Source organism: uncultured Winogradskyella sp. (assembly GCF_947501905.1).
Lineage (GTDB): Bacteria > Bacteroidota > Bacteroidia > Flavobacteriales > Flavobacteriaceae > Winogradskyella.
The window spans coordinates 1-17,166 of record NZ_CANMXL010000004.1 but is presented as its reverse complement, the minus strand read 5'-3'; the positions used below and the strand labels follow the sequence as shown (position 1 = coordinate 17,166).

Annotated in this window: 14 protein-coding genes and 1 other RNA gene; 7 read left to right on the top strand and 8 right to left on the bottom strand. The window is 31.2% G+C overall.

Annotation, left to right across the window (positions count from 1 at the left end):
* Window positions 1-23 precede the first annotated feature (23 nt).
* Window positions 24-1,454 (bottom strand): ATP-dependent RecD-like DNA helicase, encoded by a 1,431-nt coding sequence (locus Q0770_RS09920; RefSeq protein WP_299116506.1) that lies wholly within the window; start codon window positions 1,452-1,454, stop codon window positions 24-26.
* 160 nt (window positions 1,455-1,614) lie between these two features.
* Here Q0770_RS09920 and Q0770_RS09915 point away from each other — a divergent pair, with 160 nt between their 5' ends.
* The 3 genes from Q0770_RS09915 to Q0770_RS09905 are packed head-to-tail and all read left to right on the top strand — an operon-like array spanning window position 1,615 to window position 3,648.
* Entirely contained in the window at window positions 1,615-2,337 is a 723-nt protein-coding gene (locus Q0770_RS09915) for a hypothetical protein (protein WP_299116504.1), read from the top strand.
* Between the two features lies 1 nt (window position 2,338).
* Entirely contained in the window at window positions 2,339-3,100 is a 762-nt protein-coding gene (locus Q0770_RS09910; protein WP_299116502.1) for a DUF3822 family protein, read from the top strand.
* Window positions 3,100-3,648: an RsmD family RNA methyltransferase gene (locus tag Q0770_RS09905; protein WP_299116500.1), complete on the top strand. Its 549-nt coding sequence runs from the start codon at window positions 3,100-3,102 to the stop codon at window positions 3,646-3,648. Before Q0770_RS09910 ends, Q0770_RS09905 begins: the two co-directional genes overlap by 1 nt.
* 56 nt (window positions 3,649-3,704) lie before the next feature.
* On the opposite strand, the gene Q0770_RS09900 is transcribed toward Q0770_RS09905, so the two are convergent.
* The 3 genes from Q0770_RS09900 to rnpB all read right to left on the bottom strand — a co-directional run bounded on the left by Q0770_RS09900 (window position 3,705) and on the right by rnpB (window position 7,408).
* Window positions 3,705-5,279 carry a T9SS type A sorting domain-containing protein gene (locus Q0770_RS09900; RefSeq protein ID WP_299116498.1) on the bottom strand — a complete coding sequence of 525 codons (1,575 nt, stop codon included), beginning with the start codon at window positions 5,277-5,279 and terminating at the stop codon, window positions 3,705-3,707.
* An 89-nt stretch (window positions 5,280-5,368) separates the two neighbouring features.
* Entirely contained in the window at window positions 5,369-6,997 is a 1,629-nt protein-coding gene (locus Q0770_RS09895) for a tetratricopeptide repeat protein (protein WP_299116496.1), read from the bottom strand.
* 76 nt (window positions 6,998-7,073) lie between these two features.
* Window positions 7,074-7,408: RNase P RNA component class A (gene rnpB / locus Q0770_RS09890), an RNA gene on the bottom strand.
* A gap of 100 nt (window positions 7,409-7,508) precedes the next feature.
* Between rnpB and dnaX the strand changes: the two genes are divergently transcribed.
* Genes dnaX through Q0770_RS09875 form a run of 3 tightly spaced genes read left to right on the top strand, consistent with a single transcriptional unit; the run spans window position 7,509 to window position 10,405 of the window.
* Window positions 7,509-9,233 carry a DNA polymerase III subunit gamma/tau gene (dnaX, locus tag Q0770_RS09885; protein ID WP_299116494.1) on the top strand — a complete coding sequence of 575 codons (1,725 nt, stop codon included), beginning with the start codon at window positions 7,509-7,511 and terminating at the stop codon, window positions 9,231-9,233.
* Between the two features lie 4 nt (window positions 9,234-9,237).
* Window positions 9,238-9,822 (top strand): hypothetical protein, encoded by a 585-nt coding sequence (locus Q0770_RS09880; protein WP_299116492.1) that lies wholly within the window; start codon window positions 9,238-9,240, stop codon window positions 9,820-9,822.
* Between the two features lies 1 nt (window position 9,823).
* A complete protein-coding gene (locus Q0770_RS09875) occupies window positions 9,824-10,405 on the top strand; it encodes a tRNA-(ms[2]io[6]A)-hydroxylase (RefSeq protein ID WP_299116490.1) in 582 nt (193 codons plus the stop codon).
* A gap of 51 nt (window positions 10,406-10,456) precedes the next feature.
* On the opposite strand, the gene Q0770_RS09870 is transcribed toward Q0770_RS09875, so the two are convergent.
* From Q0770_RS09870 to Q0770_RS09855, 4 genes are all read right to left on the bottom strand, one after another.
* On the bottom strand, window positions 10,457-10,996 hold the full coding sequence (locus tag Q0770_RS09870) for a porin family protein (protein ID WP_299116488.1): 540 nt from the start codon (window positions 10,994-10,996) through the stop codon (window positions 10,457-10,459).
* 95 nt (window positions 10,997-11,091) lie between these two features.
* Window positions 11,092-11,997: a Ppx/GppA phosphatase family protein gene (locus Q0770_RS09865; protein ID WP_299116486.1), complete on the bottom strand. Its 906-nt coding sequence runs from the start codon at window positions 11,995-11,997 to the stop codon at window positions 11,092-11,094.
* Complete coding sequence (ppk1, locus tag Q0770_RS09860) at window positions 11,990-14,056, bottom strand: polyphosphate kinase 1 (protein ID WP_299116484.1); 2,067 nt, start codon at window positions 14,054-14,056, stop codon at window positions 11,990-11,992. The genes Q0770_RS09865 and ppk1 overlap by 8 nt, the downstream gene beginning before the upstream one ends.
* Before the next feature lie 58 nt (window positions 14,057-14,114).
* Window positions 14,115-14,609, bottom strand: coding sequence for a histidine phosphatase family protein (locus Q0770_RS09855; protein ID WP_306420468.1), 495 nt, complete (start codon window positions 14,607-14,609; stop codon window positions 14,115-14,117).
* A 513-nt stretch (window positions 14,610-15,122) separates the two neighbouring features.
* Here Q0770_RS09855 and Q0770_RS09850 point away from each other — a divergent pair.
* On the top strand, window positions 15,123-17,166 hold a 2,044-nt coding region (locus tag Q0770_RS09850), incomplete at its 3' end, for an Ig-like domain-containing protein (protein WP_299116482.1).

The window sequence follows — 17,166 nt, the reverse complement described above, 5'->3', positions numbered from 1 at the left end:
ATAATAGTTTGATTTGACATAAACTATTCTACAAACGAATCATCTTTAAAACCAATAAGATATAATTTTTCCTTGGCTCTAGTTACTGCAGTATATAACCATCTTATATAATCTCTATCTGGACCATTTGGTAAATAAGGTTGTTCAACAAAAATGGTATTCCATTGTCCACCTTGAGACTTATGGCAGGTAATTGCATATGAGAATTTTACTTGCAATGCATTAAAGAACTTGTTGTTTTTTACGCCTAAAAATCGTTTGTAATTAGACGTTTCATTTGCATAATCCTTTGCAACTTCTTGATACAGTCTATTTGACTCTTCGTATGTTAATGATGCACTTTCTGCAGAAATGGTATCTAACAGTAATACAGTTTCAAAAGCTCTCATCCTAGGGTAATCAACCATTTTTACTTTAACTTCTGCAAATCTAAAACCATACAACTCTTTAATACTAAAAATTTCTAGGACTTCAATAATATCGCCATTAGCAATAAAACCAGCTTCGGTAGTAGGTTTTATCCAGAAATAATTATTCTTAACCACCATAAGATAATCTCCTGCAGATAATTCACTTTCATTAAAAAGAATGCGATCTCTTATTTGCTGATTATAAAGGTTGGCGCGCTTATTACTCCTTACTATAATTGCAGTTTCTTCATAGCCATCGTTACTGTAAGAATCGTTTATAGCATCCATAATTTCATGACCATCAATAAGACGAACGATATCACTATATGGTTTTACATTAAATTTGAAGCTATCATAAAATGTAGTTTCTAAAACCGCTCTAAGCTCTGTGGCATTTTCTAATATTCCAGAATCTTGTTCTTGCCGCACCACTTCGTCTAACTCTACAGTTGTAACCTGCTTGTTATAATTTAAATCTAGTTTTGAAGCATCTAATGCTGGACTCAATTCAGATTTTACAGGTGGTAATTGCGCTTTATCTCCAATTAACAACAACTTACATTTATGACCAGAATAAACGTATTGCATTAAGTCATCTAGTAAAGAACCGTTTTCAAATAATTTAGAATCTGCTGGAATATCTGGTATCATTGAAGCTTCATCAACTATAAAAATAGTATTGCGGTGCTTATTGGGTTGCATTACAAATTTAACGCCACCTCCTTTTTCTTTTTTAGGAAAATAAATCTTCTTATGTATAGTAAAAGCTTCTTTTTTAGAGTAGTTAGAGATAACTTTTGCCGCTCTACCTGTTGGCGCCAATAAAACAGCACTCTTTTTAGCCTGCCATAAATTAGAAACTATTGTTCCAATAATACTTGTCTTACCTGTACCAGCATAACCTTTTAATAAATACAATGAATTTGGTTTAGAATCAAAAATAAATTCAGAAAGCTGTAACAAAACAATATCTTGTTTTTCAGTAGGTTGAAAAGGAAATTTCGACTTTATGAGCTTATAAAAATCTGATGTATTTTGAATCATTTAGCTTTAAAAAATTGAATGCCAATATACTATTATATCTCCACATTAAAGTGCTTTACTTCAACTCTAAAATACATTTTTCTATATTTTTATTTATTATGTTTTTGCGAACAAAAAAAAATTGTAGATTTGCGAAAGACCTTAATAAAATAAACTAAACATGTTAACAGTAATTATTGTAGTTGTTGCTATTATCCTCGCAACCATAGCCATTGTATGGTTAATAGATAAATTTGTGCCTAAAAAATTAAAGCCTGTATTAAATCTCTTGCTTTGGGCTATTGTTTTGTTTTTAGGATATATTACCTATGAATCAGTTGCTGGGGAACTAAGATTTGAGAAGATAAAAGATGAACGCTACCAAGTTGTTGTTAACCGTTTAATAGATATACAAAAAGCTCAAGTTGCATATAAAGATGTAAACGGAGAATATACTGATAAGTATGACAACCTTATCAAATTTATTGATACAGCTCAAGTTCCTGTTACTCAAAGAAGAGATAGTACTGGTATTGATAAAGAAAAAACACGCTTATTTGGTGTAGAGACACCAAAAACATTCGTAGTGATTGATACATTGAGATATTTTTCTGTAAAAGATTCACTTTTCAAGAATGTTGATTACAAAAACATGATGAATGTTGGAATAGGAGAAGAAGGCGCTAAGTTTGAATTAAAAGCTGGTAAATTAGATGACATTCCGGTATTTGAAGCTAGTGTAGACAAAGCTGTTATTTTACACGATCAAGACAAAAATTTAGTTTCTAACGAAAAGCAAACTGTTTCTGTTGATGGTGTTAATGGACCAAAAATAGCTGTTGGTTCTATGAACGAAGTTAAGACTACAGGAAACTGGCCAAAAAACTTCACAAATAAGGAATAGTTTGACTAACAAAATAATAAAAGACCTGTCCATTCAAGTAAATTTGAGTGGACTTTCTTTTTGCATACTTAATCGTTCTGAAAATAACAAAATTGAATACTCAAATGCAATTACATTTGGTGAAAAACTCACTCCTTTCCAAACGCTAAACCGTTTAAAAGAAGAGTTAGCTTCTAATACTATTTTCTCTGATGATTTTAATAATATAAAAATCATTCATCATAACGAATTATCAACCTTGGTCCCAGAATCGTTATATGACGAACCTAATAATGCGGAGTATTTAAAGTTTAATTCAAAGATTCTAAAAACAGATTTTATAGCTTCCGATAAAATTGAATCATTAGATTCTGTGAATGTGTATGTACCTTATGTAAACATAAACAACTACATCTTTGATACTTTTGGTGTTTTTACATATACTCACGCCTCATCGGTTTTTATTGACGCAATAAACCTTATAAATGATAATGAGGAAAAATGTGTCTATATCAATATAGAAGGCAATACAATGCAAGTTGTTGTTAACAGTAGTAATGCTTTTGATTTTTATAATTATTTTGAGTTTACATCTCCAGAGGATTTTATATACTACATTTTATTCACCTTTGAACAATTACAATTAAACCCAGAAAAAACACACGTTAAGCTTTCTGGAACTGTAGATGAAGATGATGATTTGTTTAAAATAGCATACAAGTACATAAGACATGTTAGTTTAGTCGACGGTCACAAGCTTTTTTTAATTAAAAATAGTTTTTAATGCGCATTGTATCCGGAAAATATAAAGGAAGACGCATAACTGCTCCTAAGCAATTACCCGTAAGGCCAACTACCGATATGGCTAAGGAAGCTTTGTTTAATATTTTAAATAACCAATACTATTTTGATGATATATCTGTGTTAGATTTATTTTCTGGCACAGGAAACATTAGTTATGAATTTGCATCCCGAGGTACTGAGCAAATTACTGCTGTAGATGCTAATTATGGCTGTATTAAATTTATTAATCAGACCGCGGAAAGTTTTGATATGCCTATTACTACCATAAAAAGTGATGTGTATAAATTCTTAGAAAAGTCAAAACTAAAGCACGATATCATTTTTGCAGATCCACCATATGGTTTTGAGGTTGAAGAATTTTCGAAAATACCAAAACTCGTTTTTGAAAATCAACTACTCCTGGACGAAGGTCTTTTAATTGTTGAACATTCTAAACATACTAAATTGGATGAGTTAGAATATTTCTCTTATTCAAAAAGTTATGGTGGCAATATGTTTAGTTTTTTTGAAAACGAAACTTCTGAATAAGTAAAACCACCCCATTTATGAGATGGCTTCTAATCTAGTAATTGTAATTGGGAATTCTATTGTTTAATAATCTTAACGGTGTCACTCTTTTTTGAAGCATAAAATGTTACAAAGTATATACCCGCATTAAGCTGACTCATATTTACAATTTCAAAGTTATCTTCTTGAGTAATCATTAAGCGTCCATTAATATCTAAAATATCTAACCTATTAATTTTACTGTTGCCTATGTCAATATTCATAATATCTTTTACGGGGTTTGGATACATAGATATCACGTTAAGATTGAAATTAGGAGCGTTTAATACTGCCGAGCAATCTTCAGAATAAACTGTACTAGTATCTTTTTGCCATGTTGAATAACTCCCTGTTCCATTTGAAGCAGCAATTTCATCATCAACTTCAATGCAATCAAGACTAGAATTGTTTTCAGCTCTAAAAGATGTTATAAACGCATTATTTCCATTCTTTACGTTTAACGATGTCAATTGATTATTAAATACTAATAAATCTTCTATATCTGGATTTCCAGAAACATCAATACTGATTAAATCATTATTTTGGCATTCTATTGTTTTTAATTCAGGATTACTATCTACATTGAGACTAGTTAAGTCATTTCCTCCACAAAAAAGCCTTTCTAATAATGGAAAAACACTTACATCTATTGAAGTAAAGTTATTTCCTGCAATTTGAAAAACTCTCAAGCTTGTAGAGTTTATTGAAAGTGTATAAAGATTGTTTGAATCTAAAATAGCTATTTCAAGATTAGGCTGATTATTTAAATTCAATACTGTCAAATTATTACGAGTGACCCTAAAAGTCGTTAAATTAGATAAAGTATTTAAATATATAGTTTCAAGATTGTTATCATTAATCTGTAGCGTTTCTATAGCTGTAAAAGACTCAATACCTATAGCGTCTATAATGCCCAGATTACCAATATTTAATGTTGTTATAACACTAATCAAGCTTTTATCTGCTCTATTATCATTATTAATACCGTTACCTAAGCTATTAGCTTCTAAATAAGCTTCAAAAGCATCATCGGGAACATACGCTTCATTAACTCCTAAAACACCATAAACAACATTTGTACTTGTTGAATATGTAGATGGCAAATTTATGTCATTATTCCAATCATCTGCGATGGTTTGGTTATCGACTTCTACATAAACTAAATTAGTATTAGAAGAAATATTAAAATGCGACATATTACTATTGTTGCCATTTGCAATATTGACACTAGTAAGCATCGGACATGCATAGCCTCTCAATTCAATTAACTGTGTATTATGAGATAGATCTAAGTTTATTAGCGGATTACTATAACTTCGAAGTCTTTGCAAGCTCACATTTTGGCTTAAGTCTACAGTCTGTATATCATTATCATTAAATTCTAATTGCTCTAAAGCAGTAAAATCTTGAATACCATTTAAACTCGTTATATTGTTATTTGAAACATTTAAAAAAGTTAAAGTGTTAATACTATTAGTAGGTACTTGTCCATCATTAGAGATGTCGTCATAGGCTGCTAATGCAGCTTCAAAATTAGCATCTGGTATCGCTGTGTATTGGGCATTTGCCGTAGTAGTTAAAAACACTACCACTATTAAGTAAAGGTTTTTCATTAGTAATAGATTTGGTTAAATTTTGGCGAAAAATAAATACTAATAGTGTTTGAAGCTATAAAAACAGGGTGTCAAAAGGTGTCAAGTAATTAAACCAACGACTGTATAAAATCCTCTATTAGCTGCTCTTTGGGTATTTCCATCTTTTTACGAATACGACGACGCATTGACTTCACAGAATCTTCAGAAACATTTCGTATTGTCATAATCTCTTTAATCGATAAACAGAGTCGCAATAAAGAAACAACTTCACGCTCACCTTTAGTTAATTCTGGAAATTCTGTTTTAAGATGATTATCGAAGTTTTTATTTACTAAATTAATCTTATCCTGAAGCTTAGAGAGTTTTGTCTCAGATTCTATTTGCAGTCGTAAATCTGTAGTTAAATTTTTCAATAATATATTAGCGTTGGTATTATCAGAATCAATTTTAATACGTTCTAACAAATCTTTTTTAAAAGCCAAACGCATGGTGTTGTCTGCTACTAATTGCTTAACATAAATCTCTGTATCTTCGAGCTCTTTAGACAAAAGTAAAGTTTCGTTTTTATGCTCAATCTTACTAATTTTTACTGTATTTTTATAATTTCGTCTTATTAATAAAGCAATTACAACAGAAGCAATAGCTGTTAAAATAAAAAGTATAAAATAAAGTTGCTTTTTTGAGGCTTCAGCATTAGATAAAAGCTCTATCTCTTGTTTTTCTTTTTCAAATTCGTATCGTAGTTCTAATTCCTGAATTTTCTTTACATTATTAGTATTAAAAACAGAATCTGAATATTTTTTATAACGCTTGTAATCTCTATAAGCTGCACCATAATTTTCTAACTTGTTCCATAACTGAGAGCGTTTTCTATAGCCCTTAGAAATATTACTTATAAACTTTTCTTTTTTTGCTAACTTTATAGAAGAGTCAATATATTTTCCAGAAATCTTATATTCTCCAAGCTTTTCGTAGATTAAAGAAGTACTATAATAATTATTAGTTAATGCTAGTTTTTTGTCTCTAGATTTTGAGTAACTAATATTTAATAAACTCAACTCAAGCGCTTTATCTAAATTGCCTTGTATTCTGTAAAAGCTTACCATATTATTATTAAGTTGTTGAATTTTTTCAGTTGCATTTAGAGATTTAAATATTCGTTCTGCTTCTTTAAAATTTATTATGGCTGAATCATATAGCTTTAGCCTAGAATAACTACTTGCAATCATATTCTTAGCATCTCCAACACCTAATTTATTATTTAAAGAATCATTTAGATGAATTGATTTTTTAAAATATTGAATTGATTTATTATAATCTTTTTGAGATCTGTGTACCATAGCAAGATTATGATAAATGTCTGCCATGTTTTTTTTATCATTTTCTATTTGAAATAATTTCAAAGCCTGGAGATAGCAATCTAGGGCTTCAGAATGTTTACCTAAACGTCTCTTAAGAACACCTAACTGAACAAGAACTAGAGCTTTTTCGAGATTAGTAAATTTAGTTGGCGCCTTATCAATCAAATCAAAAGCATCATTAATAATATATCTAGCTTTAGTAAAATTATGGTCTAATTCAAACTCACCTAATGCCAACATTGCATTTAATTTTTGAGAATCTGAATTAATTGCTTTTAAATTTATTTCCAAAGCTGCTCTAATACTATCTGTGTCTTGAGAAAACATAGAAAGCGTTAAAGAAAAAAATAGAATAAATAATACTTCAAACTTCATCTTATAAAACTAGTCATTCTAAAAAATCATTATTGGTAAAATAATTTTAGGATAGGTGTCAAAACGTGTCATAAAAAGAAAAAGCAGATCTATAAGCCGAATTCTGTACATTTTCTTTTTAGGAAATGAATTCTTAAAAAGAAAAGTCCTTATCATTTATCTACGTTTACTGTTACCAGTAAACTTTAGCTGCCTACCCTCTAGCAATCGCGCGTGTACGCTCAAACGCTAGTATACATGACATTGCACCATATAGAGTTTACCTGATTTCACTACAGCTTAACCTGTACATTCTTTCTGTTGCACTTTTCCTAACCTCTCGGTTGGTGGCTGTTAACCACTATAATTGCACTACGGTGTTCGGACTTTCCTACCCTAACTAAAGTTAGAATCGATAAGGCGATCTGCTTGCAGCAAAAGTAAACAAATTGTTAATAACTCCTATTAAATTATAGCATCTGAAAATGGCTATTTAATCCTTATTCTTAAATTTGTAATTCAGTAGTTTTCTATGGAACATTTTGTAGTATCGGCTCGTAAATATAGACCTCAAACATTTAAAGATGTTGTGGGACAACAGGCGATTACTAACACTTTACTTAACGCCATTGAAAACAATCATTTAGCACAAGCTCTTTTGTTTACTGGACCTCGTGGTGTTGGTAAGACTACCTGCGCGCGTATACTTGCAAAAATGATTAATAGTGATGGCAACACCAATGAAAATGAAGATTTTGCTTTCAATATTTTTGAACTTGATGCCGCTTCTAACAATTCTGTAGACGATATTAGAAGCCTTACTGACCAAGTCCGTATTCCACCTCAAGTAGGTAAATACAAAGTTTATATTATTGATGAGGTACATATGCTGTCACAAGCGGCTTTTAATGCTTTTTTGAAAACGCTAGAAGAACCTCCAAAGCATTGCATATTTATTTTAGCAACTACCGAGAAACATAAAATTATACCAACGATATTATCACGTTGTCAAATTTTTGATTTTAAACGTATAACCGTAAAAGACGCTAAAGAATACCTTAAATATATTGCTAAAGAACAAGGCATAACAGCTGAAGATGATGCTTTACACATTATTGCTCAAAAAGCTGATGGCGCCATGCGAGATGCACTCTCTATTTTTGATCGTGTGGTTAGTTTTTCAGGGGAAAATCTAACACGTCAAGCCGTTACAGAAAATTTGAATGTTCTTGATTACGAAACTTATTTTACAAGTACAGATTTAATTCTAGAGAATAAAATACCTGAATTACTTATTCATTTCAATACTGTTTTATCTAAAGGTTTTGATGGACATCATTATATCGCTGGACTTGCCTCTCACTTTAGAGATTTATTAGTCTGCAAAAATCCTTCAACCATAGAATTATTAGAAGTCGGAGAAGACACAAAACTAAAATATGTTGAGCAGGCTCAAAAATCCTCCCAAAGCTTTCTCATTAAAGGTATTGACATTGCAAACGACTGTGATTTAAAATATAAAAACAGCAAAAATCAACGATTACTTGTTGAATTAGCGCTTATGCAATTAGCCTCTATCACTTTTGATGGAGAAAAAAAAAATAGCAGACATTACATAATTCCGCCTTCTTTTTTTAAGTCAAAAGGTATTATTCCTATTCCTGTAACAAAACCAGAACTTAAAGAAACTGCAACAACTATTAGCGAAACTACTCCACAGAAAATTGAAGTAGAAAAACAAACTATAGCCCAAGTAGCAGAACCAAGTATCCCAAAAATATCAATTAATAAACCATCGAAAGTCACCTCTGGTCTATCATTAAAGAGTATTAGAGAGAAAAAAGAACATCAGATACGACAAATTGATGTTGTAATTGATGAAGAAAATCTTCCTAGAGAACCTGTAACGGAAGAAAAGCTTATTGAGGCTTGGAATAGCTATATAAAATCGCTACATAAAAAAGGTGAAAAAATTATGGCTTCTATTATGGAAATGGAAGTGCCAGCATTAAAAGACACTGCAATATGCCTGACCTACTCTAACCATACTAGTAAGATAGAGTTAGAACGTGCACAATATCCATTATTAGCACACTTACGTAAAAACTGTAAAAACTATGACCTACATTTAGATATTACAGTAAATGAAGAAGTTGCCAAAAAGTATGCTTTTACGCCACAAGAAAAGTATGAAAAACTGAAAGAGAGAAATGAAAACATTGAGCTTCTGAAGCGAACTTTTGGTTTAGATATTTAGTATTATGAAAAACGGACTTTATTTTATTTTAATTCTTGTTATAGGTTTCACAAGTTGTGAAGGACGAAAGACGCAAAGCAAATCCTTATCTGAGAGTATATCTTCTTTTAAGAAAAATAATGCTATTAAAATCAATGAGTTTATACCTGAAGCGTATTTTGAAAGTCGTATAGACACCATCCTCTCTAATGGTTTTAGAGTTAAAATACAGGCATCTACTGATATGACAAATCAGGTTGCTTTTACAAAAACTAAAGACAATATAGATTATGCAAACAATTATAGAAAATTCAACTTCAAAGTTACCATAGAAAAGAATGGAGAGAAATTATTTGATGAGAGTTTCAATAAGCAAAAAGTAAATAACATATTTGGTTATCTATCAGATATTGATTCAGAAGAACCAATTCATAATTTTAATACATTGGCTTTATTAAAATCAATACAACTTAACGAAGAGTTAAGTACAGAAAATGACTATATATATATTGATATTGCTTACGCTATACCAAATCAGGATTATATAGATTGGCATACTTTAAAAATAGATGGAGATGGGAAATCAAGTTTTATTCAATTGACAAATTAGTATGCTTGGACTTAAATTACCTACTGACCCAAGATGGGTGAATATTGTAGAAAAAAATATAGAGGATATACTAACTGACCATGCCTATTGCGAACAAAAAGCTGCTAGTACTGCTGTATCATTAATTGTTAGTTTCCCAGAATATACTGAGCTAGTCCAAGAAATGATAGAACTCGTTAATGAAGAAATGAGTCATTTTAAAATGGTACATGACTTAATTTTAGAAAAGGGATGGATTCTTGGTCGAGACCGTAAAGACGAGTATGTTATTCAACTACTAAAGTTTTTTCCAAAAGGTGGTAGTAGAACGACGCAATTGGTACATAGATTATTATATGCTGCGCTAATTGAAGCTAGAAGTTGTGAGCGTTTTAGATTGCTTTCAGAAGAGCTAGAGGACAAAAAGCTAGCCAAGTTTTACCGTAAATTAATGATTAGCGAAGCTGGACATTATACCATGTTTTTAAAATTTGCAAGAAAATATGGTGATAAAGAAGAAGTGGACAAAAAATGGAACGAGCTTTTAAATTACGAAGCCGATATTATGAAATCCCTTGGTAATAAAGAAACTATACACGGATAACAAAAAAAGCCTTTTCAGTTGAAAAGGCTTTTTTATTTGTATCTATTAAATTTATATCTTAATACCAATACCAGCTTGAATTACAAATTGCTTAGCTTCAAGTGGTGCAAGTACGTCATCTAACATGTTGGTAAAACCGTATATACCTCTTATCTCTATAAAATAATCTTGGAATATTTGATATTGCACACCAGCAACTCCTGAAAAATTAAATGTATCAAAGGCGTCTGAACTTTTCCAAGTTTTTACACCAATTTGTGGACCTGCTCCTACAGATAATCTATCCCCAAGGTGGAATTTTAATTGTATTGGTAAACTAAGATAATTTGCTCTCCAATTTTCATCCTTTCCTCCTTCTGCAGACCATAGCAGCTCTGTGTTTACCCATAATTTTTCAGATAAATAAAATTCGGCAAAACCACCAAAATAAAAACCATTTCTATGTAGGTTTTTTTCTGTAGGTCCAGGGTCAAAATCAAGGTTAGAAACGTTTACACCTGCTCTGATACCATATTTTGTAGACTCATTACTTTGAGAAAAACTCAAGCTGATAAACATTAACAATGTCGAAGTGAGTAAAACTTTTTTCATAAAATATTTAATTTATTATGCCACGAATATATATTTAAAATCCTAACAAACAATAATTGATAGATTTTTGATAAGAAAATGCGATAAACTGTAAACTAAAGGGTTGTACTGGTTATAGTATTGTAATAAATACTTTTAATGATGCCGTCTGATAATCCAATTTTTGGCACTAAAATATCTTTTGCGCTACTCCATTTCATAGCAGATAAATATATACGTAAGGCAGGAATTATAACATCAGCCCTATCTTGATTAAGATTTAATTCTGTAATCCTTTCCTCATAAGAGTACTCTTGCAAGCTTTTGTAATAACTAGTCAGATAAAAATATGATAATGGTTTTCCTAAATCTTTCCCAGATATCTTAAATATTTTATTAATATTTCCTCCAGAGCCAATAAGCTCAATTTTATCATAAGATTTGGTGTGATTTTTAATCCAACTCTCTAAAGATTTCCATGTCTCATTTGTAACGCTATCATTTAGCAAGCGTACAGTACCAATCCTAAATGATTTTGATTCGATTTTTTCAGAATTATGTATAACAGAGAATTCTGTACTTCCTCCACCAACGTCTACATAAAGATATGACTTATTAGGATCAATAAATCTATGAAGGTCTGTAGCTGCAATTATCGTTGCTTCTTCTTCTCCATCAATTATATCAATAGTAATTTTACATTTTTCATCAATCAATTTGCAGACATCTCTTCCATTGGATGCATCTCTCATTGCAGAAGTAGCACAAGCTTTATAATTAACTACTCCATTCGATTTCATTAAAAGATAAAATGCAGTCATAGTATCTTGCATTCTTTGTATGTTGTAATCAGAAATCTCACCTGAAACAAAAACATCAGCACCTAATCTTATAGGTACCCTTACTAATGAATTTTTCTTAAAGGTTACTGGTTTATCATCCTGCTCAATTATACTTGTAATTAACAATCTAACAGCATTAGAACCTATATCGATAGCGGCATATTTTTTTATACTAAGCATCTTTAACTTCTAATTTGTTCTTGTAATAATCATAAATATTGAATTGTGCCCTAACTTTTACTTCATTAGTAGAATTTTTATAGCTATTATCTTGATTTTGGTTAATTATTCGTGCCTTAACATTATCGTTCCAACATATATCAAAAATATCTTGCATCTCTTGCTTTATATCTTCATCATAAATAGGGCAGCTTACTTCTACTCTATTATCTATGTTTCTTGTCATCCAATCTGCTGAAGAAATATAAATTTTAGGGTCATTATTATTAGAAAACATATAAAGTCGTGTATGCTCTAAAAATTTATCTACGATACTAATGACCTCAATATTCTCACTCATATCTCTAACTCCAGGAACTAAACAGCAAATCCCTCTAATAATCATTTGAATTTTTACACCAGCTCTACTAGCCTCATAAAGCTTATCAATCATTTTGTAGCTACTCATGCTATTCATCTTAAGTTTAATAAATGCTGGTTTGCCTTCTTTAGCATTTAGTATTTCATTATCTATTAACATGAATAGTTTAGTCTGTGTATAATGGGGCGATGTTATGATATGCTTGTAGCGATACATCCTATAACTAACTTCAAAGAAATTAAAGACCTTATTAATATCCTTTAGTATTCTCTGATTTGCAGTAAATAAAGTGAAATCTGTGTATATCCGCGCAGTAGACTCATTAAAATTACCAGTACTTACAAACCCATATCTTTTTATTTTTTCGGCTTCTTCTCGTTCTATAACACACATTTTACTATGCACCTTAAGTCCTGGTACACCAAAAAGCATATTTACACCTTCACTCTGCATTTGTTCAGCATAATTAATGTTAGCTTCTTCATCGAAACGAGCTCTGAGTTCTATTGAAACCGTTACTCTTTTTCCGTTTTTAGCAGCATTTATTAAAGAACTTGCTACATGAGATATTTGTGCAAGTCTGTATATGGTGATTTTTATAGTTTTAACCTTTGGGTCTAATGCGGCCTCTCTTAGAAACTTAACGATGTAAGAAAAAGTATGATATGGTGTATGTACCATATAATCCTTAATAGCAATTGAGTTAAAAATACTTTGTTCTAAACTTAAACTTTTAACGGGAAGTGGTTTTATCTTATTATACAACAAATCTTGACGTCCTAGACTGGGAAAACCCATATAATCTCGTCTGTTATGATAACGCCCACCAGGTATAACACTATCTTTTGAGTCAATACCCATTTTCGCCATCAAATAAGTTAGTGTCTCATCATCTAACGTTTTGTCGTATACAAATCTTACTGGCTCACCAATTTTTCTATCTTTTACACTATCAGATATTTTTTCAATAAAACTTTTACTTAAATCACTATCAAAATCTAACTCGCCATCTCTTGTGATTTTAATCATGTGAGCAGAAATAGACGTATAATCAAAAATGTTGAAAATATCTCCTAAACAACATCTAAGTAAATCATCAATTAATATGATGTAATTTTTACCTTCTCTTTCTGGTAGCACAACAAACCTATCCATAGACTTAGATATTTCTATCAAAGCATATTGATTGGTATCATTTTTTAAGCACATTTTTACTACCAAATATGCAGCACTATCTTTCAGTAATGGTAGCTTTATATCATCATTAAGTATTATTGTAACAAGTGCTGGACTAACGGTTTGAAAAAAATAATTTTTTATAAACTCATAATGAAGCCCCTCAATCTGTGTTTCATCAATGATATAAATATCTTCATTTACTAATTGAGATTGAATACTTTTTAAAATACCTAAACTAGTACTTTGATGCTCTATGACAATCTCTGTTATACGTTGCAACAAATCACTGGCTTTAATACCTCCAAGCTGACTCTTACCGCCTTTTCCAGCCTGGTCAATTCTTTTTACAGTAGCATATCTGACCTTGAAAAATTCATCTAGATTATTTGAAAATATGCCTATAAAACGTAGTCTTTCAATTAGAGGTACATTGACATCTGCAGCTTCTTGTAATACTCGAGCATTAAATTGTAACCAACTTAATTCTCTATTTATATATGTATAGTTATTTTTAGTCATCAACTTGTTTTTACAAATATATTGTATTGAAATGCTTCACAAAATACTATTGCCCTTTTTATAACCTATAATCTTTCGGAAACATTATCTTTTTAGTTTGACCAAACTTCACATATTCCCATGAATCTACATTGAAGTCTATAATGACAAGGCCTGATGTAGGTAAATTATCAATAATTTTATCTCCCAAAATATTTACTAACGATGTAAAAGCATGATTATGACCAAATAACATTACAGAATTTAGTTCATTATCAATAGATTTAATAAATTCTAAAACACATTCTCCTCCGAAATCATATAAATCTTCAGTTATACTAAGCATGTTCTCCGAATGGTTCAAGCATTTTTGAAAAATTTTACATGTAGACAATGCTCTATTTGCTGGGCTTGAGTATATAAAATCTATAGACAAACTTAATTTTTTAAATTCTTGTGAGATAATACCCGCATCGTCGATACCCCTATTCTTTAATGGCCTATCCATATCAGAAACATTATACTTCCAAGAAGATTTTGCATGTCTTACGAATATGATTTTCTTTATATTCATCGTTTAAATACGTTTTTTTTCGATTAAATGTTTGTTTTATCGGTTTAAAGTCATAAATTGCGAGCTAATTGTACTTAATTATAGCTGAATAATTTGTTTTTAATTATGAAAATAATATTAAAACATATTAATTCAAGCAGTTTTGTATAAAAATTGAAATAAATGAGATATATACTGACTAGTACGTAAGAAGTTTAAAACAGAATGTACTATTTAATAGATAAAGTGCACTTTTAACCGATAAAACATAGACAATTGTCGCTCAACGAATATATAAGTATTTAAAGTACTTTTTTTGTTAGTATACTTTGTTGTGCGTTGATTTGCATTGCTATTAATATATAAAAATCATTAATTTTTCCATTTATAGTACTCTAAAAAAGTACGGTCCCTCCCTTAAAATATAGAAACGAAAGATGCTGTTGGTGAGTATTTAGAATGTAGACTTATAAGATTTAAGTCAGTTCTTGTACACACTTTCTGCATAGAAATATTAAGATAATCCAAATCAATATGGAAAACAAGTACAATTGTATTTCAATCATTAAAGTAATTAGAGCAATATTAATTCTCGGACTACTTTATTTACCTAGTAACATAGATGCTCAAGTTGGTACGCAATCACCCTCTATAAGAGGACTAGTAGGTCAACCTCCCTCAGCTCAACCCGTATCTTTCCAATGGTCTGATGAACAAGACGATAATGGAGATGGAGTTATAGATGGTACTGAAAACAATGATCCAGCTACTATTAAGTCTATTACAATAAACGGTGTTGTGTATGATGCTTTTGCTGTTCCATTTGGCTACGAATTAACCAGACTTGGACCTGGCGGTAACAGTATAAACGGTATTAGACAAAATAATGCCAATGTTATCTTTGGTAGTGCTACTTCCACTGGAGATGAATTTAGTCCTTGGAACTCTGCTGCTAGAAATGCTTTTCGAGACCCAAACTTAAACCACTACTTTACTTCCAATGGTAATGGAGATGATATATGTCTTGATTTTGATGAAGCAAATGGTACCAATGGAGAGGATGAAACTGATGCTCAAATTCAAACTTTATCATATATTCCTGCTATTCCATCTAATGAAGGTGGAATTTTAGCAGTTACTGAGCGTGGTGGTAATAATTGTTACTACATAAGGTTTAGGGGATTTTTACCTGGGTCTACAACAGAAACAGTTTTAGGAGATACCTTTGTTAGAACTAATGGTGATTTAAGAGGAAGTAACGTTCTTCCTCCAGATAATGGAAATGGTGGTCCTAATGATGGCGACGAATCAGATTACTGGCAATCTGGTAGAAAGATTGATAACGGTCAATCAATTGCCATAGCACTTTTTGAGCTTAATAGTGTTGCGCCTACTGGTTCTAAAATTAGTAAAGTTGAATTCATCGCTGCTTCAAATGATGATGGTGATGGTAAACTTTTTATATTACAAAGATATGCACTACCACAAACTGGTTTAGGTTGTATTGATGGTATTTTTAATGGCCAGATAGATAATTCATCTTCTGTACCTAGTGATGGTGAATATAGCTTAGTTGCAAATAGTCTACAAACATCTCCTTCAAACCTTGGTACAGGTACGCTTAATTTTAGTGAACCAGATGGTGCTTTCACATACACTCCTCCTACTGGCTTTACTGGTACTGTTACTTTTGAATACGAAGTATGTATACCTTCAATTGGTAATATTTGTGAAACTAATACTGTAACACTTACATATAATCCTAAACCAGATAATCCAACTTTGGATGTATCTTGTAATGCTGATGGAACTTATGACGTCACAGTTACTGATCCAGTTGGTGGTGACTTTCAATATAATGTTGATATTGTAAACGGTGGTGCTTTTCAATCATCTCCAGTTTTTGGTAATCTTGGACCTGGTACTTACGTATTTGGTATTAGAAATAGAGCTACTGGATGTGAAAATGTTCCTAGTACTACTCAAATAACGTTAGAAACTTTAGAGGTTGAAATTGCTTCAACTACTGACATAGACTGTTTTGGTAATGCAAATGGTGCTATAGATCTTAATGTTACTGGAGGTTTCCCTCCTTACACATATTCTTGGACACAAGATGGAAATCCAATACCACAGATTACTCAAGATTTATCTAACATACCTGCTGGTATGTACAATGTAGTTGTATCAGATACCTCTGGTTGTTCATTTACGTTTGCAACCGGTATGGAAATTATTATTGATAGTCCTACTGCAGAACTATCAATTACTGATTCGATTATAACTGATGCTCAATGTTTTGATGAAGCTTCAGGCGCTATTGATATAACAGTAAGTGGTGGTACTGCACCTTATGACTATTTATGGGTAAATAATGCAAATACTCAAGACATATCTGGTGTAATTGCCGGTAATTATGCAGTAACTATTACTGATGCAAATGGTTGTACTTTTGCTGAAAGCTTTACTATAAACCAACCTGATGCAGAACTTACTGCTAGTGCTACTGTAGCTTCTGAAATCTCTTGTTTCGGTTTAACCGATGGGTCGATTACTATTAGCTTTGCTGGTGGAACTA